We start from the raw sequence: 22,956 nt of genomic DNA, 5'->3' as shown, positions 1-22,956 counted from the left end.
AAAAATAGATAGGAATATAAACGGTTGACGGTCAATTTCGAAGCCCCTTTAGGGGCCTCGTTGGTAAAGTGCCCTTATAGGGCGAAACTAAAACCGCCCGTTTTACGGGCGGATAGTTACTTTGTTTTACTGTTTTTCGTAAAGGTTTTTTCTCTTGCGGTTATTAATATAGATCTTAAACGTGAATTCCTCTAATTTCCTTCTAAATGAATAAATTGGAAGCCCATTACTAAAACACCTTAAACCATTGGTATTGCTACTTTTTTTACCGATCATACACTATGAGTTTTTAAAATATTCTACTTCTTGTCACTAAATGTATATATTTTGATGAACTTTTTGTGACATATGTCATATTTTAATGCATTTTAGGGCAAAGGGTATTACACTGTTCAAGCTAAACCATATAACGTCTTCAATAAAATAACACATAAGACATTTTCCGAAGCAGCATATATCTGATCTTCATCGATTGGATAAATACACAGCATGTATCTACAGCTTTGAAAAGAGAAAGGGGTACCTTCATGAAAAGGAAATGGGGTTTGTTATTATTAGTTTTCACTATTGTCACAGTGCTTACAGGGTGTGACTTAATGGTGCTGGATCCTAAAGGTCCAGTTGCTGAAACACAAGCCAATGTAATAAAGTTATCGATTTGGACGATGGCTTCTATCGTATTTACAGTTATTGGACTATATATATTTATGCTCGTAAAATATCGTGCTTCTAAGGCAGATAAGGATTATAAGCCACCTCATATCGAAGGAAGCAAGCTTTTGGAGACGATTTGGATTACGATACCAGTCATTATTGTTATTTTTCTTTCAGTCGTTACGGTGAAGTCGACAAGTGAAATTGAGACAACACCGAAGGGCTATGAGGATCAAGAACCATTGGTTATCTATGCTGCATCATCAAATTGGAAATGGCACTTTAGCTATCCTGAGCAAAATATAGAAACAGTAAATTATGTTAATTTACCAATCAATCGACCGATCGAATTTAAACTATACTCTTATGGGCCGATTTCTAGCTTATGGATTCCACAGCTTGGTGGACAAAAGTATGCGATGAGCGACATGGTAAATACACTGCACTTATTAGCAGATACACCAGGGTCCTATATGGGAAGAAACGCAAACTTTAGTGGAGCTGGCTTTGCTGAAATGGAATTCGAAGCATTAGCAATGCCACAAGCGGAATTTGATAATTGGGTAGCAGATGTAAAAGGTACCGCAGAACCATTAACAGAAACAACATTTAATAAGTTGCTAGAAGACGGACATCTTGGAAGAAAAACGTATACCGGTACACATTTAACATTTTTACCTCCTCCAGAGGGAGAACATGCTGGTCATAATCATGGTAATAAAGATGAAGAAGAAAATGAACATAATAGTGAGCATGATACGTCAGCACATGATCAAGAAAAAGAATAATAGAAAAGTAGCTTTGCCTTCTACTACCAATTGGTAGGTAGGAGCTTTCGATTGAATCAAACAAATTAAAGATAAAAAGACTAATCGATGGGGATCGCTTTTTATCTAACAAAGGAGTTACACAACATGGATTACTTCTCAAGATTTGCCCCTCCACATAGTGACCCAATGATTGTGATGTCACAGTTTGCGATTGTAGGCGTTATGATCGCAATTGTAGCTGGGTTGACCTACTTTAAAAAGTGGGGGTATCTTTGGAATGAGTGGCTTACAACAGTTGATCATAAAAAAATTGGAATCATGTATGTTCTATCAGCTCTATTGATGTTATTTAGAGGTGGGGCGGATGCATTATTAATGCGTGCACAAACAGCAATTCCGGAAAATGGGCTGCTAGATGGACAGCATTATAATGAAATTTTCACAACACATGGTGTCGTTATGATTTTGTTTATGGCAATGCCATTTATCATTGGATTGATGAATGTCGTTGTTCCATTGCAAATTGGCGCTCGTGATGTTGCTTTTCCACGCTTAAATGCACTTAGCTTCTGGCTCTTCTTTTTTGGGGCGATGCTATTTAACATATCCTTTGTGGTCGGAGGTTCTCCTGATTCAGGATGGACTGCTTATTTTCCGTTGGCAGGAAATGAGTTTAGTCAAAGTGTAGGAACAAATTATTATGCAATTGCCATTCAAATTGCCGGGATTGGAACATTGATGACGGGAATTAACTTTATCGTTACGATTCTGAAAATGCGTGCACCGGGAATGACAATGATGAAGATGCCAATGTTTACATGGTCTGTTTTCATCACGAACATTATTATTGTGTTTGCCTTCCCAGTATTAACTGTAGCACTAGCATTGATGACAATGGATCGTCTTTTTGGTACAAACTTCTTTACAATGGCAAATGGCGGAATGGATATGCTTTGGGCAAACCTGTTCTGGGTTTGGGGACATCCAGAAGTATATATCGTTGTTCTCCCAGCGTTTGGAATTTACAGTGAAATTATCTCAACCTTTGCCCGTAGAAATCTTTATGGGTATAAGTCAATGGTATTCAGTATGGTGGCAATTTCGGCCCTTTCCTTTGTTGTATGGGCACACCATTTCTACACAATGGGCCATGGTGTAATGGTAAATAGTATCTTCTCGATTACGACAATGGCGATTGCTGTGCCTACTGGTGTAAAAATGTTTAACTGGCTATTTACGCTTTATAAAGGAAAAATCGAATTTAAAACACCAATGCTATGGGCCATGGCATTTATCCCGATTTTTCTTATCGGCGGGGTAACAGGCGTTATGCTAGCAATGGCAAGTGCCGATTACCAATATCATAATACAATGTTCTTAGTGGCGCATTTCCACTATGTGCTAATTCCTGGTACGGTATTTGCTGTACTGGCTGGTTTTACGTATTGGTGGCCAAAGATTTTCGGCTTCAGCTTAAGTGAAAAAATTGGAAAATGGTCATTCTGGTTTATTGCGATTAGCTTTAACCTTGCATTTTTCCCAATGTTTATTACTGGTTTAAATGGACAGGCAAGAAGAATGTATACGTACTCGGAGTCGACTGGATTTGGACCGTTGAACCTACTGTCCTTTGTTGGTGCTGCAGGGCTGGCAATTGGCTTTGCCTTAATCGTCTACAATATTTATTGGAGTACACGTTATGCACCAAGACATGTTACAGAAGATCCGTGGAATGCTAGATCGCTAGAATGGGCAACACATAGTCCTGTTCCTGAATATAACTTTGCTATCACTCCAACTGTTTCTTCAACAGAAGCATTTTGGGATGCTAAAGAGCATGGTAAACCATTATTCCAAGGAAGCTATGAAAAAATTCATATGCCAAACAATAGTGGTGCACCATTCATCATGGGCGTAATCTTCTTTGTTTTCGGGTTTAGCATGGTATTCAGTATGTGGACCTTGGCGATTATTTCTGCAATAGGTATCTTTGTCTTTATGGCGCTTCGTTCATTCGAAAAAGACCATGGACATTATATTTCCGTAGAAGAAGTTATGGAAACAGAAAAGAAATGCGAGGTGCTAAAAAATGAAAATTGACCACTCGCTTCCAAGTGAATATAGTACAGAAGAAAACCAATTGAAAATATTAGGGTTCTGGATTTTTCTAGGAGCAGAAATTGCGTTATTTGCAACCTTGTTTGCAACCTACTTTACATTAGTGGACCGAACAGGGAATGGACCTACTGGTAGCGAAATTTTTGAACTATCACCGGTGTTAATTGAGACATTCGTTCTTTTAACAAGTAGCTTTACGATTGGTCTTGGAATTCATGCAATGCGATTAGGCAATAAAAAGGCAATGATGTCATTTTTCATCATTACGTTATTGCTAGGAGCAGGCTTCCTTGCAGTGGAAGTTTATGAATTCATCCACTATGTACATGTTGGTGCTGGAATACAAGTTAGTGCCTTTACTTCTATCTTATTGACACTACTTGGAACACACGGTGCTCACGTAACATTAGGGTTATTTTGGGGAATAATGATCCTCATTCAGGTGAAAAAGCGCGGGCTCACGCCTGAAACAACGAATAAGTCATTTATTTTCTCGCTTTACTGGCATTTCCTAGACGTTGTTTGGATTTTCATTTTCAGCTTCGTCTATTTGAAAGGAATGATGTAGAATGAGTTTAAAAGAACTTTTTCCTATCAAGCATGTCATGGGATTCGTATTTTCACTCATTTTAACAGTTGTGGCTTTATCTGTTTTAATGTTTGATCTTAGTCCAAAAACAGGTGTCATTATTTTACTCGTGACCGCATTCATGCAAGCGAGTATCCAACTCGTCATGTTTATGCATGCCGGAGAGTCCGAGGATAAACATTCGATTTATACAAATGTTTTGTATGCACTTTTCATCGCACTTGTTACCATTTTTGGAACATTGCTGACGATGATTTGGGGATATCAATAATAGAGAGTAGGCTCCTTCTAGTGAAGGGGCTTGTTTTCTTTTTTCTCCTAGTTTAGATGCTTAATGGGAAAGCGGAATATGGTATAGTTAATATATATTGGAAGGTGAAGGGAGGAAGCTATTTTGCATACATGGCTTTATACGATTTATACAATCGTTCTTGGAGCACTTTCGTTTTTTACAGGTGAGATTGTCACCTTTGTGATGCTAGGGTTTATTTTGCTTACGTTGAGTAATATTAATCATAATCTAAAGAAGCTTGTTCATAGTAAAGGAAAATAGAAGCTAGGAGGCTATTATATGGCAACGTTCGACGATTTTACAAAATTAGATTTACGGATCGGAACAATTGTAGAAGCGGCGCCTTTTCCTGAGGCAAAAAAGGCAGCTATCAAGCTGAAAATCGATTTCGGCGAGCTTGGAGTAAAACAGTCGTCTGCACAAATCACAAATCGATATGAGCCAGAACAGCTTGTTGGGAGACAAATTGCTGCTGTCGTTAACTTTCCACCACTTCGAATAGCAGGGTTCAAGTCAGAAGTACTAGTTTTAGGCGGTGTTCCTGAGGAAGGCGATGTCGTATTATTAAATATTGACGAACAAGTTGAAAATGGAACGCGAATTTCCTAGTATTGTTTTTCTTCGGGGTAGGAGGTTCACAGAGTGAAAGCGGAAAGTTCAACGTTAACTCCTTTTACAAAACGTGTGCTAACAATTATTAATCAAATTCCAATTGGCCATGTTATGGCGTATGGACAGGTTGCTGCGGCGGCTGGCAACCCGCGAGCAGCGAGACAGGTCGCTCGGATTTTACATTCTATGAGTGATAAATATCAGCTTCCATGGCATCGCGTTTTAAATAAAACAGGCAAGATCTCATTACGTGGTGAAGCAGCAACTAGACAACGGCGACTATTAGAGCAAGAAGGCATCGTAATAAATGAACAAAATCAAGTTAAGATGGCAGCTTATCAATATATTCCAAAAGAAAATGCATTTGATCTTGGGGAATATATTTAGGAAGAACCGTTTTTGTTTTGAGAAGCGTAATAAGTATAGAGAAAGCAAAGAAAGGACTGTGAATTTACAACAATGACATACATTCGCATCATGGTTCATATTGCCGCCTTGTACGGCATTTTTTGGATAGGAAATACGATACAACATCTTTTTCATTTGTTCATCCCTGGAAGTATAATTGGGATGGTTTTTCTTTTTATACTATTATCCACGAACATAATTGATGTTCGTTGGGTGGAAGCCGGTATGCAATTCATGGTTAAGCACTTATCCTTCTTTTTTATTCCAGCAACAGTAGGTATTATCTCTTATTTTCATTTGTTTAATGGAAAAGGAGCTTGGTTAATTGCGATTGTACTCGTAAGTACGGTGCTTGTTATGGCGGGGTCAAGTCTTGTTAGTCAATGGCTCATTCGCAGAAAGGAGATGCGCCATGGTTAACCTATTGTATGGATTGTTGGCAATTGGCTTTACAATTGTGAGCTATCTAATCGCCGTCAAGGTACATCGGAAGTTTGGCTTGCCATTTACCGTACCTGTATTAATATCAACCGTAATCATTGTTACCGTTTTACTACTTTTTCACATTCCATATGAGACATATATGGTTGGGGGACATTGGATTAATGAGTTATTAGGACCAGCAGTTGTTGCGCTTGCATATCCATTATATGTCCAACGGAAGCTGTTGAAAGATCTACTTGGTACGATTTTGATTGGAACAACTGTTGGAGCAATAGTTGGTGTAACAACAGGTATCTTACTTGCAAAGTGGGCAGGCTTTGAAGAGGTAATTATTCTTTCTTTAGCACCGAAGTCTGTTACAACGCCAGTTGCAATGGTAATTGCCCAAGCAGAAGGTGGTGCATTTGCGCTTGCAGCAGTATTTGTTATGATAGCTGGAATAGGTGGTGCTATCCTCAGCTCCATCGTATTTAAGCTATTTAACATTGAGCATGATCTTGGAAGAGGAGTTGGACTTGGCTGTGCATCGCATGCGATTGGCACAGCAAGAGCATTAGAATCTAGTGCTTTACAAGGATCGGTTAGCTCCATAGCGATGGTAATGAGTGCGGTAATCGTATCAATTATTACCCCTGGATTAGTAACTGTTTTATTGTAAATAGGAGTTGCTAGATTAAAACAATTTTTTATTAAATGTCTTTACTGAGTAGTTGAAATAGGTGAGACACCTAAAAAAAGAAGATCGCTTTTTCTACGGACAATGTATCACTGCTGAAGCGCTCCTTGTCCCGGTGGAAAAAGCGATCTTATTTGCCTGTCTTTGATACAAATGCTCCTGTTTTGTCTCATCTTCTCAAAATAGAAATAAAAGCAAGGACTTTTCTCCTGTTTTTTAGTGAAGGGTTGAATTTCTATACATATTAATGCATAATAATACGAAAATGTGTATAGATATACAGGAAAGGGAGTGGCAAAGATGGAAAAAGAAAAAATTGTATTGGCGTATTCTGGTGGGCTAGACACTTCAGTTGCAATTAAATGGCTTCAGGAAAATTACCATTATGAAGTTATTGCAGTCGCTATTGATGTTGGAGAAGGCAAGGATTTAGAGACTATAAAGAAAAAAGCAATCGAAATAGGAGCAATAAAATCATATGTTATCGATGCGAAAAAGCTATTTGCTGAGGGGTATGTATTACCTGCATTACAAGCAAATGCACTGTATGAGGGGAAATATCCTTTAATATCTGCTTTATCTCGTCCATTGATTGCGAAACTTCTCGTTGGTATTGCTAAAAAAGAGGGTGCAATAGCTGTTGCGCATGGCTGTACTGGCAAGGGGAATGATCAAGTACGTTTTGATGTGGCATTTTCAGCCCTTCATCCTGAATTGAAGATTGTAGCGCCTGTAAGAGAGTGGGCAATGTCTAGAGAAACGGAAATAGCGTATGCAAAAGAGCGAGGGATTGCAATTCCAGTCGATATCGATAACCCGTTTAGTATCGATCAAAATCTATGGGGCCGCAGTAATGAATGCGGGATTCTAGAAGATCCATGGATAGAGCCGCCTCAAGAAGCATTTGAATTAACAGTAGATCCACTTAAAGCCCCTGATATACCTGAAATCGTAGAGATTTCTTTTCAGCAAGGAAAGCCAGTTGCGTTGAACAGTGAAGCACTACCTTTAGAAGAATTGATCTTAACGTTAAATAAAATCGCTGGAAAGCACGGGGTAGGACGAATTGATCATGTTGAAAATCGTCTCGTCGGTATTAAGTCTAGAGAAGTGTATGAAGCGCCAGCAGCAACTACATTAATTGCCGCACATCAGGAGCTAGAGGCCTTAACACTTACTCGAGAAGTTGCTGCTTTTAAGCCATTGATTGAGCAAAAATTTGCGCAAGTAGTGTATGACGGATTGTGGTATTCCCCATTAATGAACGCACTAAGTAGTTTTCTGGAGGAAACGCAAAAAACAGTGACAGGAAAAGTACGCGTAAAATTGTTTAAAGGCAATATCCAAGTAATTGGTCGTTCTTCCGAGAATTCACTATACGATTTTGGGCTTGCCACATATCAATCTGAGGATAGCTTCGATCATAAAGCCGCAACAGGGTTTATTAAGCTTTGGGGGATGCCAACAAAGGTACATACAAAAGTAAATGACTCGCTAGCAACGAACAGTATCGAAGATTTAGAAACATTTATTGCTGTGAAGGAAGCGGTGAAAGAATGAAGTTATGGGGAGGAAGATTTACTAAATCAACGAATCAGCTTGTCGATGAATATACAGCATCCATCTCTTTTGATCAGCAATTAGCAAAGCACGATATAGAAGGAAGTCTTGCTCATGTAGAAATGCTACAGAGGTGTGAAATTATTACAATAGAGGAAGCTGACCAAATCAAGCAGGGATTAGAAACTATCGCGCAAAAAATTGATGCTGGAGAAGTAGCGTGGAGTGAAGAACAGGAAGATATTCATATGAATATTGAAAAGCTGTTAATGGATGAAATAGGCGGTGTAGGAGGAAAACTTCACACTGCTCGAAGTAGGAATGACCAGGTTGTACTTGATATGCGTTTATACTTACGTGAGCAACTATTGGAGTTAATTGAAATGCTTGTCCAGCTTCAACACGCATTAGTGATCCAAGCAGAAAATCATTTAGAAACGCTAATGCCAGGCTATACGCATTTACAGCGTGCCCAGCCAGTGTTGCTCTCACATCATTTCATGGCATATGTGTTTATGCTTCAGCGTGATATTGAAAGGTTAATGGATAGCTGGAAGCGAATTAACCGCTCACCATTAGGAGCAGGTGCACTTGCAGGGACTTCACTTCCCATTGATCGACAATTCGTTGCCGACGTATTAGGATTCGAAGAAATTACAGAAAACAGTCTTGATACAGTTAGTGATCGTGACTTTGTTGTTGAATTTCTAGCAACTGCATCGCTAGGGATGATGCATTTATCTCGCTTATGTGAAGAGCTCGTGCTATGGTCGAGTGTAGAATTTTCCTTTATTGAATTAGATGATGCTTTTTGTACAGGAAGCAGTATGATGCCACAAAAGAAAAATCCAGACGTTGCTGAGCTTGTTAGAGGAAAAAGTGGTCGTGTCTATGGTCATCTCATCGGTCTTTTAACCATGCTAAAAGGGCTTCCGCTCGCATATAACAAAGATATGCAGGAGGATAAGGAAGGTATGTTTGATACAATTGCAACCTGGAAAGGAGCTTTAGAATTATTCGCCCCAATGATTCGTTCGATGAGGGTAAATGAGGAAGCAATGAAACTAGCGGTACAGCAGGATTATTCAAATGCGACAGATTTTGCTGACTATCTCGTACAAAAAGGAATGCCATTTCGTGAATCGCATGCCGTTGCGGGTCAGGTCGTGCTATATTGTATCGAGAACAAGAAGTATCTTTTAGATCTTACGTTAGAAGACATGCAATCCTTTTCCAATCTGATTGAAGCGGATGTTTTTGATGTATTACAGCCGGAGAGAATCATTCATGCACGGAATATTGCAGGTGGTACGGCAAGCTGTCGGGTCAACGATCAAATGCAGATAATGAAAGAGAATATGATGAAGAGTAAAGTGTGGTTAGGCGAAAAGAAAGCGACAATCTCAGCAAAAAGGAGTGTGTTACTATCCGATGGCTAGTTTTCCTGAGGAAATCATGTTAGGTAGTTTATTATCAGGGAGAGACTTTTTAACACTTGCTGATTTTTCTAAGGAAGAAATTCATTACTTGCTTGATCTTGCGCAAGAATTGAAGCGGAAACAACTTCTTGATAATTCACCACAACCTCTAAAAGGCAAGACACTTGGAATGCTATTTGAAAAAGCATCAACAAGAACGCGAATTTCCTTTGAAGCGGGTATGTATCAGCTTGGAGGAAATGCTATATTTTTGCGAACGGAAGACCTCCAGCTTGCAAGAGGAGAAGCTATTTCCGATACTGCTCGTGTACTTTCAAGTTATTTGGACGGAATTATGATTCGAGCAAATTCACACGAGGATGTGAAAGTTTTTGCAAAGCAAGCATCAATTCCAGTAATTAATGGATTAACCGATATGTATCATCCTTGTCAAGTGTTGGCAGATTTGTTGACAATAAAAGAAATAAAAGGGACGTTTATAGATCAAAAACTTGTATTTATTGGTGATGGTAATAATATGGCTCATTCATTAATGCTTGGTGCTGCCCAAATGGGAATGTCCATTACGATTGTTACTCCAAAAGGATATGAGCCTAACGAGGTAATTGTGAAGGAATCTGTTTCAATTGCGCATCAAAATCAAGGAAATGTGGAAGTAACGAATTGCCCACGCACCGCTGTTCAAGATGCAGACATTCTATATACTGATGTATGGACGAGTATGGGACAAGAAGCAGAACAGGTAGAGCGAGCAGCAGCTTTTTCCGCGTATCAAGTGGATTCAGCACTTGTTTTACAAGCTAAAAAAGATGCAATCTTTATGCATTGCCTTCCTGCTCATCGTGGAGAAGAGGTAACAGCATCTGTAATAGATGGCTTGCAGTCAGTTGTTTTTCAGCAAGCAGAGAATAGGCTGCATGCTCAAAAGGCATTACTAACAGCCATAATTGGCAAGTGAAAATTACACGCCAGTTGGTTTAGGACCTAACTGGCGTGCAATACATGAAGAAGCTTATTATTCGGTTGGCCTTCTATTTTGCGTTTCAAGTGTATCCCAGAAAGAAATATCTTTTTGTTGAATCGATTGATCCGCAATTGCTTTAGCGGTTTCTTCCATCGTTAGCACTGTTTGCTTTATAAGGTATCCATTACTTTTTTGCCCGAGAACATAGGAGTCACGATAATGATCAGCCATTCCACGAACCTCAAATAAAAGTGTTGCAATACCATATTCTACCGCAATACCATTACGGCTAATTGTTTCAGCAGATCCGCCCGTGTATTTTGCGAGGTGCCCCCAGCCTTTTGGTTGTATGGCATCATATACGACTGCACCAAGCTGTTTTGATTTTAATAAAACATCGGCAGCAACATTTTCAGTTGTCGGATGAAGGATAGAGCCAGAAACGAGCTGTTCATCTCTTTCGCTTTGTGTTGCCTGATGATGTAAATCAATCATATAATCAATGTCATATTTACCTAGCACCTGCTCGTGAAGTGCGCTTGTTTCAGGTTGAATGCGATCAACATGATCACGGTTCAAGTCTACTTCATTGGCATTATAACGTGTCATATGACGGTCGCCATCTGCAATATAGTCATCTAATGAGAAGTTCACATCTCCCATAGCTCCATCGGGATTGAGCATCGGAACGATTAAAATATTTACGCCATCAAGCATGTCCTTCATTTTACCAGAACCCATTTGCTTAATAAAATCAAGTGCAGCCTCGGTATTTAAAGCTTCATTTCCGTGCTGCTGTGTTAGAAATAAGATGGTCGGATTAGCAGGGTTTTTCATATATTTTACTAAATATAAGTCACGGTTCTTAACGGATTGACCGATCACTTCTAGCTCCATTGCTTCCTGCTTTTTTTCTTGCTTTTTTAGAAAGCTAGCCATTTCAGAATGTGTATGGAATATTGAAGTTTGAATGGCTTCATTTCCTCCATAGTTTGGTCCGTTTCCTACAGCGTGAATTGCCGGAGAACCAGCTATCGATGTTCCGAGAACCATTGTACCTATTAGTGCAATCTTTATTAATTTATTCTTCAAATGTATTTCCTCCTTATATTCTAGCGGAATGTTTATTTAACTAGTCTTTAATAGCTTAATGAATGGCCGTAGTTGTAAAGCCCTGGAATTGTAACAGGGAGCTTTCCTTGTGGATTTATTTCCCCAGCTAGGATACGAGCCAATGCTTGGACAGATACATCCTTGTTGCCGTACGTTGCAACATATGCATTCACTTCTGGAAATGCCATGACATCATAAGGATTGTTCATTGCAATCGCAATAACGGGCTTTCCGGTATCCATTAGTGCCTTGACAAGTCTTTCTTGGGCGCCATTTGTGTTGGCACGATAAGTTGGTGCGATAATGACATCCGCTGATTCTGACAGCCTTGCAGCTTCTTCAATCTCTGTTGCTGTCGGTGAAGTACTTGTTGAAAAACTACTTGCTTCAAATCCCTTATTTTGCAATTCAACGGTTAGTGATACTGGTGCACCAGCAGAAGGACCAGCAACGAATAATGCTTGGTCTTGCTGTAGCGGAAGAAGCCCACCACTGTTTTTAACAAGTGTAATACTTTCATTCGCAATATTCATCGCTTCTTGTAAATGCTCTTCAGAACCGATGTTGTCTATTGCATCTTCATCGACAAACGGATCACCAAATAACCCTTTTTCCATTTTTGCTTTTAAAATACGATACACCGATTCATCTACACGTCTTTCACTAATTTCACCGGACGTTACCGCCTCGACCATCGAACGGTATGCAACTTCTACATTCGGAGGGTTGAGCAATATATCATTACCAGCTTTAAACGCTTCAACAGCAACTCGATCTTCAGGAACAACGTTCGCTCCAGACATGCCGAGACTATCCGTAATAATTAACCCATCAAAGTCCATTTCTTCTCGGAGTAGATCAGTTAAAATGGGCTTCGATAATGTAGCAGGTAAGCCAGAATCATCTAAGGCAGGTACGACAATATGTGCTGTCATTATTGCTTCTATGCCAGCTTCGATTGCTGCTTGAAAAGGCTTTAAATCTACATTGTATAATGTTTCTAAATCATGATTGATAATCGGAAGTCCATAATGAGAATCAACAGCAGTATCTCCATGACCAGGAAAATGCTTCGCTGACGGAATTAGCTTTTTATCTTGGTAGGCTTGTACCTGTGCTACCGTCATGTCTGAGACAAGATCTGGATCCTCGGAAAAGGACCTTACACCGATAACAGGATTAGCTGGATTCATATTCACATCTGCCACAGGAGCAAAATTCATATTTATTCCTAAGCTATAAAGCTCATCACCCATAATGCCTGCAGCATTTGCAGCTTTATCAGTCGATCGTGTAGCACCTAAAGCCATATTTCCAGGGAAAACAGTTCCTGGACTTGTCACACGTTGAACAATGCCACCCTCTTGATCTGTAGAAACAAAGAGTGGGATTGGCATTCGCTGGTCTGTCGCTATTTCTTGTAGTCCATTTGATAAATCCTGCACTTGCTCAGCATCCAAGGGCATCCCTATATTGTCTGTCCAATTAAAATAGATCACACCACCAAGATGGTATTTTTCAATCGCTTCTTTAAAATTTTTAGCTCCACGATTCATTTGGAGGTTTTTCGCTTCATAATTTGGATCTTCTGGAGTTTGCCCATACATATGAATGATAAATAATTGTCCAATTTTTTCTTCCAACGTCATATGCTTTATTTTACTTGTTATCCAACCATGTTTTGCTTTTTCACCATCTCCCCAGCCTGGCTTTGTTCCATCATCCCATCCTTTTGCAGGAACAATTGCTGGAAAGAAGAGCATTAGAAAGATAATACTGAATACAAAAACTGTTCGTGTCATCTTCATGGAAATCACTCCTTGTCCAATTATTTGCTGTAATTAACCGCAACTTATAAAGCGCTTACAAAAAATATCACCTCCAAAAAACCTTCTACTTCCCACAGTCTCATCGTATCCATTTCCTATCTGTTCGTATATAGTCCGTTAGATGTGAAAGCAACAATAAGCAAAAGTTTCTACTACCTCTTTCCTGCATCCTTCTACCGATTTTTTGACGAGGAAATAGCACCATATACATTTCGCTCTATGACACCTTTTGAAATAGGTCGAAATGGTGGATAAAAACTAAACGATTGTATGGGATAGATTGGAGGAATGAATAAATGGAAGAAAAAGAGAAATATCTTTTAGATCTTACGTTAGAAGACATGCAATCCTTTTCCAATCTGATTGAAGAGGATGTTTTTGATGTGTTACAGCTAGAGAGAATCATTCATGCAAGGAATATTGTAGGTGGTACGGCAAGCTGTCGGGTTAACGATCATATGCAGATAATGAAAGAGAATATGACGAAGAGTAAAGTATGGTTAGGCGAAAAGAAAGCGACGATCTCAACAAAAAGGAGTGTGTTACTATCCAATACAAACTTTGTGTGAAATACATACGTTACAGCATTTAGGCTATACAAATGTCTACAATGTTTCTGGTTCATATTTAGGAATATGTACGAATACTTTAATGACCAAACGACAGAGAAAAAATCGTTATAGCATATAATTTTAACTGATTAGAACGACCATTAAACCTCTCATGTGAAGCGCTATTTCATATGAGAGGTTTTTTGTTGACGGTTAGGATTGCGTGATAAACCAAGTTAAAATAACAATACTAACTCACCACTCATATCTAGGTATCCTGAGCTTCGTGTTTTACTTTTCTGTTTGTTTCAACATTGTGTCTTATATTTTTTGCTGTCATAATTATATCAAAATGATTACGAGGTTTATAAAAGAAAAAATAGGGTATAAAGTACTGAATCTGTGTGCAAGACATTTAACGTCAATCACCGGTTTATATATATCGAGGAGGATACACATATGGACATATCACGGTTCAAAACAGGTGAGGATGTTACAGATCAACATGTTGTTAAAGCATTAGAGGAGAATTTATCGATGGTTCGTTTTGATCGGGATCGTCGGATTGCTTATGTCAATGAAGTATTCTCTGAAACGTTTGGCTATAACCGTTCAGAGCTTATGAACATGCCTCATAAGGCGTTATGCTTTGATGATTTTTCAAATAGTCATGAATACAATCGCTTTTGGCAAAGTTTATTTTCAGGAAAGAGCTTTCAAGACAAAATAGAGCGGCGCAATAAAGCTGGCGAACGGGTATGGCTAGAGGCGACCTATATGCCCATTTATAACGACGCTCATACAGAGATCATTGGTGTGTTCAAGGTTGCTACGAATATTACGGAAAGGTTTAATACGCTATCAGAGGTCGCGACACATTTAGAAGACATGTCCAGTACGTTAAATGATAAAGCAGAGGAAGGGATTGAACGTTCAGAGTCCCTATTAGCTGCAATTGATCATATTACAAATGTATCGAAGACAAATACAGAGATGCTACATGAACTTCAAAATGAGGCACGCTCCATTAGCAAGGTTGTTGAAACTGTTCGGAAAATAGCATCCCAGACTAATTTGCTTTCATTAAATGCTGCCATTGAAGCAGCACGTGCTGGAGAACATGGTCTTGGTTTCAGTGTTGTTGCAGATGAGGTACGTAAGTTATCGAATCATGTTGATCAGTCAATTATTGAAATTCGTGATACAGCTGAAAAGATTATGACGAACATTCATGCCATAAGTGAAGGCACACAAGCCGTTCAATCGCAGGTTGGAGATGGACAGAAGCTCGTTCACATTACGGTAGATGATTTTAAGAATTTTAACCGCTCTTCGAAAGAGCTAGAAGCGCAAGCAAAGCAATTTTCCAAACTGCTGTAACATGATTTTTGTCATTACTTCATGTAAGCCCCTTTTGTAACAAGGAACCGTTGCAAGGGGCCATTTACTTTTTTATATAATTATACAAACACGATTCAATCAGATTAGTTAAGGAAACGATTTGCCTATGAGGGCAATAACTCTATCGTTACGTTGCTATTATTTTGGCGATGCATTTTGTAATACCGAGGGTACTGATAATGAAAGGAAGGACAACGCGATGTTTTTGACGAGGAAATAGCATCATATACAATTCGCTCTATGACACCTTTTGAAATAGGTCGAAATGGTGTATGATAAAAACTAAGCGATTGTATGGGATGGATTGGAGGAATGAACAAATGGAAGAAAAGGCACAATTAAAAGTCCTTGATAATGGATCAATTCGTGTATCTGGAAATGTAGAGTTAGTTGATGCAGAAGGAAATGTATTTGAAACAAAAAAAGCTTTTTCGCTTTGTCGATGTGGCCATTCTGAGAATAAGCCCTTTTGTGATGGAACACATAAGAAAATTGGTTTTGAAAGTAGTCCACGAGCAGAATAGAGTTGAAGAAACCGTATTGCCTTCCTAGCAATACGGTTTCTTTATCGTTAAGTTATTCGCTTTGATCGATTTCAAGTTCTATTCGTGATGCTTTTTCAGAATAGAAATACGTGATAGCTGTTATGTTAATGTTCCTTTCTTTATTCTCTAAGCCCGGCTTCATTTGATACATTGCCTCTACTTTTTCTTGCTCCTTAAAATACAGTGGAATTTGCTTCACATTATCTGAAGTCGCTATTGGAATGTCAGGAATTGCTTGCTCGGATACGTTGAATTGGAGCTTCTCCTGCCTGTATTGGAATTCCCCAGACAATCGTGTGTTTCCAGAAAAAAGAATTGTCGTTTGTCCTTTTTCTCGTTGCACTTCTGTTACCGTCATTCCACTATATACATCGCCAAACTGGATTGTTTCAGGGTTAAATATGTTGGAGACGTCATCAAAACGTTTCTCTTCACTTGACTCATCCTGCATGATACCCAATTCAGCATCATTTTTTTCCAATTCCTGTTCCATTTGCTCGTTTTCATTTGACATGCTTTTTGCATTATCCTCCGTACTAAGCTGTAATGGAATATTCGTAATAACGAAGCCAATAAAGATGGCAAAGGCAGTAATTCCGACAGTTAATAAAGCTTTAGGATAAAACGCTTTATTCTTTGACTTTGACTGGATAGCTTTAATCTTTTGGAATACATTCTGCTTATCTTCTTCTGTAAAAGCTACAGGGAGATTATTTTCATAATGTGCTTTTAATTGTTTTATATTTTTATTCATTACTCTCACCTCTATTCATGGACAAGAGGGCTTTCAATTTCTCGCGACCACGGTTTAGTCTTGTTCGTACGGTAGCGTCATTTAATTCTAGAATTTGGCTTATTTCCTTTGTTGCTAGCTCCTTAAAATAAAACAGAATAATCACTTCTCTATATTTAACGGGTAAGTCCATTACTTGTTCAAAAAGCTTACTTTGTTCATCCTGCTGAATGGTTACCTGTTCAGGAGTTTCCATGTTTTTCGTTCGGCTTTCTTCTCCTACAATGGATAGTTTTTCTTTGAGACGTTGGTTTCGGTAATGCCAGCTTCTTAAGTAGTCCTTACATTTATTAATGGCAATCGCGTAAATCCAACTTCGGAGAGTAGATTTCCCTTGAAACATGTGTAATTTTTGATAAACGGTTACAAATACTTCCTGTGTAACATCATCTGTATCTGCGCCGTTTTTTAAATACGTAAAAATTAATCGTTTTATTTCATCGCCATACGTGTTCATGATGACTTCAATCGCCTCGATGGGATCATGAATACTCATGATGTGTTTGTCTCGTTCATCGTATGATGGATGGAAAGCTTTCGAGTGGCCCACTCTTTATTTCCTCCTCATCGTAAAATCATATATAAGACGTAATTAATTAAAAAGATGTTTCATCAATCTAAGTAAGCGCAGCTTTTTGACATGTTAGCTAAGCCAAACCTTCATGATAGAGCATAAAAATGTTGCGAATAAAGGGATATAAAAGATACACACTATAAAATGAACAAAAAGGAAGGGAGGTATTGTATGGTCAATAAGGAAAAGAAATTTAATAATCAATTTAAAGATAATCAACATCATGGAGAGCATCGTAATGGAAGGTTAAGTCCCTTTAAAAATTCCAATTCGCAAGGCGAAGGGGAAATGAATGAATATGTTAGTCAGAAAAAGAAGTAAAAAGGGTGTTGATCACTTGTCTCTTCGAACGATTATAAGTGGTCAACACTCCTTTTACAGAGGCTAAAAATAATAAATGTTACGTTGTTTTCTTCCATTTATTGCGCTTTTTTAATGCCGCTTACTTAACCATAATACGCCAGATTTCGCGAGTCTTGGTAAAAATCCCGTAAATGGCTGCTGGAACATGTTCCCGAATCCATCAGATCTCCCTAATGATCCAAGTGTTCCTTTTAATTTAATCTCTTTTGGTTTTTTGGGCTCTCTGTTGTGGATTACTGCATATAACACATCCGTAATTTGCTCACCTTGTAGTCCAGCAAGCTGTCCACTAGGTGAGTGTTCGGAGGAAGCACAGTCACCCAAAACATAAATGTTCGATTTTGAAGGAACTTGATAAAAATCATTAACGATAATTTTTTCATGGACATCTTTTTCAAAAGGAAGAGCTCGTACTAATCGATGAGGCTGGACACCTGCCGTCCAGATTGTAACATCATTTACATAACAAACCCCATTGTTACAAACGCCATCTTTTTCAACGTACTCGACATTAGCATGGTGTAATACTTCAACATCATTTTTTAAGAACCAGTCAGATACATGTGCTTGAATGCGTGCATCAAAGGCGCGAAGAACGGAAGAACCACGATCCAATAAGCGGATGTTCAAATCTTTTCTACTTTCTCTTATTTCAGAAGCGACTTCAATCCCACTTAAACCTGCACCAACGATTGTAACCTTGCCATAAGCCTTTAAATTACAGACAGATAGCCCTGTATGACGCGCTTTCGAAAAAGATTGTACACTTTCTGTAAATTGGTCTGCACCTTGAACTCCATGAAAATTATCCTCACAGCCTAGTCCAACCACAAGATAATCAAAGTTCAATACAGTGCTCGTATCCGTAAATAATAGCTGATTGTTCTCCGAGTCTATTTTTTTAACCTCGTGATAAAAATACGTAATTCGATCGCTCTCTGGAAAGTCCATCCGCACATCTTTTTCTGCAGCGGTTCCAGCGGCAATGGTGAAAAATTCGGTTTTTAAGGAATGATATGGATTTTTATCCACCAAGATAATTTGAACATCATCAGGTAACTCTTTGTTGATCAGTCCTAATGCAACCTTAATACCGCCATATCCCCCGCCTAAAATCACTAGATTTTTCATGAAAGATCCCCCATCCCTGTGAAATGAATATCCGATTTATTTACGGGCATTTAGTTGTGTGAAGTCACCATATAAAGAGTAACAAACTTCATAACAGAACACTAGAAAAATAAGCAATTTAAGTTAATTGAGGGGGATTAAAACAATGAAAAGGGAGCATCGTATGAAGAGAAGGATTGGTTGAAAAATGGAAACAATTAATATATATTTACATGTTGCATATTGTTTTAACGTTAAATAGTTTAATGTTAAAATAAATTAGTATAAAACAAAAAGGAGTTGGATTTCATGGGCAAGCTAGATGGAAAAGTAGCTATCATTACTGGTGGTGCAGGGGGTATCGGTAGTGGAATAGCTAAAGCATATGTTAAAGAAGGAGCAAAGGTAGCAATCGTTGACTTGAATGAAGATACAGGAAACGAAACATTAAAAGAACTACAACAAATTAGTCCTGAATCAATTTTTATTCAAGCAAACCTTGCAGAGCGTAGTAAATTGAAGGATATCGTACAAAAGGTAATTGACAAATATGGCAAGCTTGACATTCTAGTCAATAATGCACATGCTTCTAGAAATAAGCCGTTTGAAGAACAAACACAAGACGATATGGATCTTTCGTTTAATACAGGTTTTTATCCAACATTCTATTTAATGCAAGCAGCATTACCATATTTAAAGGAAACGAAGGGTTATATTATTAACTTTGCATCTGGGGCAGGATTAAATGGAGATGCAACGCAAGCTTCTTATGCAGCAGCAAAAGAGGCGATTAGAGCGATTAGCCGTGTAGCTGCAAATGAGTGGGGACCATTTGGTATTAATGTAAACTTAATTTCTCCAATTGCGAATTCACCTGGTGTACAAGCTTGGGCAAAAGCAAATCCGGAATATTACGAAGGTATGCTGAAAAAAATCCCACTAGGTCGCTTAGGCGAGTTAGAAGAAGACCTTGGTCGTGTGGCGGTATTTTTAGGTAGTGAGGATGCTAGCTATATTACTGGTCAAACGATCATGGTAGATGGTGGATCGATTAAGTTACGCTAACATGATGACAGAAAATAGTGATCGTGTTTTAGAATTAATCCGCGCATCAGAACAGTTCTCAAATGAAATGATAATACGATGGTCGAAATCCTTTCCTAAAAAGGTTGGGATTTCGCCTATCCTTGTTTTAGCTGAAATTGAAAAGCATGGTCCTCAAAAGCAATCGACACTTGCAAAAGAGCTTGGCTACACACCGGGAGCATTAACGAATATCGCGAATCGATTAATTAAAGAACGTTTAGCAATTCGAATGAACGACCCTGATGACCGAAGAGTTGTCCGACTTTCGATTACTGAAAAAGGAATCGATCTATTAAAAGAGGCAAAGCAAAAAGGACAGGAAATTAGACAAGAAGTGTTTGCGGGATTAACAGAGGAAGAATTACACTGGTTTCTAAGAATTCATCAAAAACTATTAAACAAGTTAATGAAGTAGATGATTCGATTGAAATATAGAATAGATAAAACAAAGGAGTTTTTAGAGTGGGAAGAGTAGAAGGGAAAGTAGCGCTCGTTACAGGCGGTGCTTCAGGAATCGGCTTGTCTGCAGCTAACTTGTTGGCAAAAGAAGGAGCTAAGGTTGTAATTGGTGACTTTAATGTGGAAGGCGCAAAAGAAGCGGCTGCCAATATTAAAGCAAATGGTGGGGAAGCAACAGGTATATTCCTTGATGCATCAAAAGAAGAATCAATCAAAGAAGCGGTTGACTTCACGGTAAATACATATGGAACACTAACCGTTCTTTACAATAATGTTGGATTAACTAATTTACAAAAGGACTTAGATGTTGTAAATATCGACCTTGATGAATGGGATCGATTAATGAACGTTAATACAAAGAGTGTTTTACTTGGAAGCCGTTATGCGATTCCACACATGCAAAAAGCAGGTGGAGGATCCATCATTAATACAGCTTCAATGGCAGGATTCGCCGGAGATACGCTTCGTTCAGCATATGGTGCTTCAAAAGCAGCTGTTGTCAATTTGACGAAATACATTGCTGCACAGTATGGTAAAGACAATATTCGTTGTAATGCAGTAGCACCAGGCTTAATTATGACACCAGCAGCAGAAAAGAATCTACCACCAGCTGTACAGGACATCTTTTTGAAATATAATGCAGTAAAACATCACGGAAAAGCAGATGATATCGGAAATACGGTATTATTCCTTGCATCAGATGAAGCTGGATTTATCACTGGTCAAACGATCAAAGTAGATGGTGGTCATTATATGACAAATCCAAGTATTTCAGATTTTAAAGAATACATGGCTAGCTTGCAAAAATAAGCTATCTTTAATATGAAACTAGCGCTGTTTCCTATTGTTTGAAAAAACGTAGGGGGCAGCCTCTTTCATTTAGTAAGCAGACAAGAAAAATCGCCCATTCCGAATCGATGCAATTGATCTTGGGATACAGGCGATTTTTGTTTTTTTCTATCCTTATTAGCGTCTTGTTATCTCTTGCTAGATTAAAATGATCATGTAATTAGGCAAGACGCTTGATACGTTCATCAAGTGCTGGATGCGTGGAAAATAGAGACGTTTTTCGTTGCCCATTTATTTTTAAAGTAGCAACCGCTGTCTGATCCTCGGTTTGAATCCGATTTGAATATGCTTTTAGCATTTCTAATGCATGGCGCATCTTGTCTTTTCCTGCTAAATCTGCCCCACCACGATCTGCGTGAAACTCACGATGACGTGAATAAGCAAAGACAACAATACTTCCTAGAATAGAAAATGCGATTTGAAATACGATAATCGCGATAAAGTGTACAATTGGCGCTAAATCTTCTTTAACCAAACGAGATACCGCAAATGCGACAATTCGCGCAAGGAAAACAACAAATGTGTTAACTACTCCTTGCAATAATGTCATAGTAACCATATCGCCATTCGCAACGTGAGCAACCTCATGTGCAATGACACCTTCGATGGCATCTTCATCCATCTCATGGAGCAGTCCTCTAGATACAGCAACAAGAGAGCGTTTTTTTGATGGTCCTGTTGCAAATGCATTCACTTCAGGAGATTCATAGATCCCTACCTCAGGCATATGCATTAAGCCAGCAGCTCTTGCGAGACGATGTACTTTCTCCACGACTGCAGTTTCTTCACTAGAAAGATTCGCATTTGGATCCAGAATACGAACTCCCATGAGTCTTTTCGCTACCCAGCGTGACATGGCTAGTGATATAAATGATCCTGTAAAACCAATAACCGCACTAAAAACAAGTAAAGAGCCAAATTGAATCTGATTTCCTTCGATGTAACGCCCACCACCAATTAAAGAAAAAATAATACTAATGGTGAGTAAAACTAGAATATTTGTTAACAAAAAATAGAATATACGTTTTCCCATACTTCTCCTCACGATCTTTCTTTATTATTTTCTTTATTATATGGTCAAGCAGTACGGAATACAACCTATGCAACGTGAAATGAGGAGAAAGTCAAAAAATAGACAAAATTACTTCCTCGTTTTGCTAAATGGTAATGCATGCATGTAAACCTTAGTAAAGGGAAGGAAAATAAATTTTCATGCTATACTAAGTCTAAAAGGGGGAAGCGTTTATGTATGATAAAGTAAAGCACGCGATTCAAGACGACTATGATGAGGATTATGCTTGGTGCTATGGGTGTGGTCGATTAAACGAACAGGGGCTGCAGCTTAGAACAGGATGGCTAGATGACCGGACCCTAACCATCTATCAACCACGTCCAGAGCATATCGCTATTCCAGGATTTGTATATGGGGGATTAATTGCGTCCATTATTGATTGTCATGGAACTGGGTCAGCAGCCCTTGCATTACATCGAAAAAATGGACATGAGCCTGGTGATGGTTTAGAGCCACCTAGATTTGTTACAGCATCGCTAAAGGTTGATTATGTAAAGCCTACCCCACTACAAACACCATTACATATTATAGGAGCTGTTGAAGAAATCCATCCTAAAAAATGGCGCATTACAGCAGAAGTATTTGCGGAAGAAGTATGCTGTGCAAAAGGTGAAGTTGTAGCTGCAATCATGCCAGCTACCTTTCAAAAAGGCCGTTAGCGGGAGCGGGGAAAACAGTCTATCAT

General features: G+C 38.7%; 26 protein-coding genes. 20 read left to right on the top strand and 6 right to left on the bottom strand.

The features are described from left to right. The first annotated feature begins 527 nt into the window (after window positions 1–527). The 12 genes from qoxA (at window position 528) to argF (ending at window position 10,520) form a co-directional block, all read left to right on the top strand. Window positions 528–1,442: a cytochrome aa3 quinol oxidase subunit II gene (gene qoxA / locus QBK89_RS06915; RefSeq protein WP_284140297.1), complete on the top strand. Its 915-nt coding sequence runs from the start codon at window positions 528–530 to the stop codon at window positions 1,440–1,442. A 126-nt stretch (window positions 1,443–1,568) separates the two neighbouring features. Next, a complete protein-coding gene (gene qoxB / locus QBK89_RS06910; protein WP_284140296.1) occupies window positions 1,569–3,524 on the top strand; it encodes a cytochrome aa3 quinol oxidase subunit I in 1,956 nt (651 codons plus the stop codon). Continuing rightward, window positions 3,514–4,110 carry a cytochrome aa3 quinol oxidase subunit III gene (gene qoxC / locus QBK89_RS06905; RefSeq protein WP_284140295.1) on the top strand — a complete coding sequence of 199 codons (597 nt, stop codon included), beginning with the start codon at window positions 3,514–3,516 and terminating at the stop codon, window positions 4,108–4,110. The genes qoxB and qoxC overlap by 11 nt, the downstream gene beginning before the upstream one ends. Before the next feature lies 1 nt (window position 4,111). Further along, window positions 4,112–4,402 (top strand): cytochrome aa3 quinol oxidase subunit IV, encoded by a 291-nt coding sequence (gene qoxD, locus QBK89_RS06900; RefSeq protein WP_284140294.1) that lies wholly within the window; start codon window positions 4,112–4,114, stop codon window positions 4,400–4,402. Between the two features lie 123 nt (window positions 4,403–4,525). After that, the gene (locus tag QBK89_RS06895) at window positions 4,526–4,684 is read left to right on the top strand and encodes a hypothetical protein (protein WP_284140293.1); all 159 of its coding nucleotides are present in this window, start codon (window positions 4,526–4,528) and stop codon (window positions 4,682–4,684) included. An 18-nt stretch (window positions 4,685–4,702) separates the two neighbouring features. Next, on the top strand, window positions 4,703–5,032 hold the full coding sequence (gene csaA, locus QBK89_RS06890) for a chaperone CsaA (RefSeq protein ID WP_284140292.1): 330 nt from the start codon (window positions 4,703–4,705) through the stop codon (window positions 5,030–5,032). A 33-nt stretch (window positions 5,033–5,065) separates the two neighbouring features. Next, a complete protein-coding gene (locus tag QBK89_RS06885; RefSeq protein ID WP_284140291.1) occupies window positions 5,066–5,422 on the top strand; it encodes an MGMT family protein in 357 nt (118 codons plus the stop codon). A 72-nt stretch (window positions 5,423–5,494) separates the two neighbouring features. Then, window positions 5,495–5,863, top strand: coding sequence for a CidA/LrgA family protein (locus QBK89_RS06880; protein ID WP_284140290.1), 369 nt, complete (start codon window positions 5,495–5,497; stop codon window positions 5,861–5,863). Then, window positions 5,856–6,545, top strand: coding sequence for an LrgB family protein (locus QBK89_RS06875; protein ID WP_284140289.1), 690 nt, complete (start codon window positions 5,856–5,858; stop codon window positions 6,543–6,545). The genes QBK89_RS06880 and QBK89_RS06875 overlap by 8 nt, the downstream gene beginning before the upstream one ends. A 318-nt stretch (window positions 6,546–6,863) precedes the next feature. Continuing rightward, the gene (locus tag QBK89_RS06870; RefSeq protein WP_284140288.1) at window positions 6,864–8,123 is read left to right on the top strand and encodes an argininosuccinate synthase; all 1,260 of its coding nucleotides are present in this window, start codon (window positions 6,864–6,866) and stop codon (window positions 8,121–8,123) included. Beyond that, window positions 8,120–9,562 (top strand): argininosuccinate lyase, encoded by a 1,443-nt coding sequence (gene argH / locus QBK89_RS06865; RefSeq protein WP_284140287.1) that lies wholly within the window; start codon window positions 8,120–8,122, stop codon window positions 9,560–9,562. The genes QBK89_RS06870 and argH overlap by 4 nt, the downstream gene beginning before the upstream one ends. Next, a complete protein-coding gene (gene argF / locus QBK89_RS06860) occupies window positions 9,555–10,520 on the top strand; it encodes an ornithine carbamoyltransferase (RefSeq protein WP_284140286.1) in 966 nt (321 codons plus the stop codon). Before argH ends, argF begins: the two co-directional genes overlap by 8 nt. 57 nt (window positions 10,521–10,577) lie before the next feature. Here the strand turns inward: argF and QBK89_RS06855 are convergent, their stop codons facing one another. Together QBK89_RS06855 and QBK89_RS06850 are read right to left on the bottom strand one after the other, a co-directional pair. Then, complete coding sequence (locus tag QBK89_RS06855) at window positions 10,578–11,579, bottom strand: M14 family zinc carboxypeptidase (protein ID WP_481937826.1); 1,002 nt, start codon at window positions 11,577–11,579, stop codon at window positions 10,578–10,580. An 86-nt stretch (window positions 11,580–11,665) separates the two neighbouring features. Beyond that, a complete protein-coding gene (locus tag QBK89_RS06850; RefSeq protein ID WP_349774623.1) occupies window positions 11,666–13,447 on the bottom strand; it encodes a glycoside hydrolase family 3 protein in 1,782 nt (593 codons plus the stop codon). A gap of 317 nt (window positions 13,448–13,764) precedes the next feature. Between QBK89_RS06850 and QBK89_RS06845 the strand changes: the two genes are divergently transcribed. The 3 genes from QBK89_RS06845 (at window position 13,765) to QBK89_RS06835 (ending at window position 15,944) form a co-directional block, all read left to right on the top strand. After that, window positions 13,765–14,037, top strand: a complete 273-nt coding sequence (locus tag QBK89_RS06845) for a hypothetical protein (RefSeq protein ID WP_284140284.1) — start codon at window positions 13,765–13,767, stop codon at window positions 14,035–14,037. Window positions 14,038–14,478: 441 nt separating this feature from the next. Beyond that, entirely contained in the window at window positions 14,479–15,399 is a 921-nt protein-coding gene (locus QBK89_RS06840) for a methyl-accepting chemotaxis protein (RefSeq protein ID WP_284140283.1), read from the top strand. 341 nt (window positions 15,400–15,740) lie between these two features. Further along, the gene (locus QBK89_RS06835; protein ID WP_284140282.1) at window positions 15,741–15,944 is read left to right on the top strand and encodes a CDGSH iron-sulfur domain-containing protein; all 204 of its coding nucleotides are present in this window, start codon (window positions 15,741–15,743) and stop codon (window positions 15,942–15,944) included. A 52-nt stretch (window positions 15,945–15,996) separates the two neighbouring features. Here QBK89_RS06835 and QBK89_RS06830 read toward each other — a convergent pair whose 3' ends face one another. Both QBK89_RS06830 and QBK89_RS06825 read right to left on the bottom strand, forming a co-directional pair. Further along, window positions 15,997–16,719 carry a hypothetical protein gene (locus QBK89_RS06830; RefSeq protein ID WP_284140281.1) on the bottom strand — a complete coding sequence of 241 codons (723 nt, stop codon included), beginning with the start codon at window positions 16,717–16,719 and terminating at the stop codon, window positions 15,997–15,999. Beyond that, on the bottom strand, window positions 16,712–17,308 hold the full coding sequence (locus QBK89_RS06825; RefSeq protein ID WP_284140280.1) for a sigma-70 family RNA polymerase sigma factor: 597 nt from the start codon (window positions 17,306–17,308) through the stop codon (window positions 16,712–16,714). The genes QBK89_RS06830 and QBK89_RS06825 overlap by 8 nt, the downstream gene beginning before the upstream one ends. A gap of 195 nt (window positions 17,309–17,503) precedes the next feature. On the opposite strand from QBK89_RS06825, the gene QBK89_RS06820 reads away from it, so the two are divergent. Beyond that, window positions 17,504–17,653 carry a hypothetical protein gene (locus tag QBK89_RS06820; protein WP_284140279.1) on the top strand — a complete coding sequence of 50 codons (150 nt, stop codon included), beginning with the start codon at window positions 17,504–17,506 and terminating at the stop codon, window positions 17,651–17,653. A 111-nt stretch (window positions 17,654–17,764) separates the two neighbouring features. Here the strand turns inward: QBK89_RS06820 and QBK89_RS06815 are convergent, their stop codons facing one another. Continuing rightward, window positions 17,765–18,826: an NAD(P)/FAD-dependent oxidoreductase gene (locus tag QBK89_RS06815; protein WP_284140278.1), complete on the bottom strand. Its 1,062-nt coding sequence runs from the start codon at window positions 18,824–18,826 to the stop codon at window positions 17,765–17,767. A 288-nt stretch (window positions 18,827–19,114) separates the two neighbouring features. Between QBK89_RS06815 and QBK89_RS06810 the strand changes: the two genes are divergently transcribed. From QBK89_RS06810 to QBK89_RS06800, 3 genes are read left to right on the top strand one after another with little or no spacing between them, the layout of a single operon-like run. Next, entirely contained in the window at window positions 19,115–19,870 is a 756-nt protein-coding gene (locus tag QBK89_RS06810; RefSeq protein ID WP_284140277.1) for an SDR family NAD(P)-dependent oxidoreductase, read from the top strand. Beyond that, on the top strand, window positions 19,845–20,306 hold the full coding sequence (locus QBK89_RS06805; RefSeq protein ID WP_284140276.1) for a MarR family winged helix-turn-helix transcriptional regulator: 462 nt from the start codon (window positions 19,845–19,847) through the stop codon (window positions 20,304–20,306). The genes QBK89_RS06810 and QBK89_RS06805 overlap by 26 nt, the downstream gene beginning before the upstream one ends. 47 nt (window positions 20,307–20,353) lie before the next feature. Further along, window positions 20,354–21,160, top strand: coding sequence for an SDR family NAD(P)-dependent oxidoreductase (locus tag QBK89_RS06800; protein WP_284140275.1), 807 nt, complete (start codon window positions 20,354–20,356; stop codon window positions 21,158–21,160). A gap of 199 nt (window positions 21,161–21,359) precedes the next feature. Here the strand turns inward: QBK89_RS06800 and htpX are convergent, their stop codons facing one another. Then, window positions 21,360–22,232 (bottom strand): protease HtpX, encoded by an 873-nt coding sequence (htpX, locus tag QBK89_RS06795; RefSeq protein WP_284140274.1) that lies wholly within the window; start codon window positions 22,230–22,232, stop codon window positions 21,360–21,362. A gap of 212 nt (window positions 22,233–22,444) precedes the next feature. Between htpX and QBK89_RS06790 the strand changes: the two genes are divergently transcribed. Continuing rightward, window positions 22,445–22,930, top strand: a complete 486-nt coding sequence (locus QBK89_RS06790) for a PaaI family thioesterase (protein WP_284140273.1) — start codon at window positions 22,445–22,447, stop codon at window positions 22,928–22,930. The last annotated feature ends 26 nt before the right edge of the window (window positions 22,931–22,956 follow it).

This window comes from Virgibacillus sp. LDC-1, assembly GCF_030137545.1.
Lineage (GTDB): Bacteria > Bacillota > Bacilli > Bacillales > Amphibacillaceae > LDC-1.
This window is presented reverse-complemented; position numbering and strand designations above follow the sequence as displayed.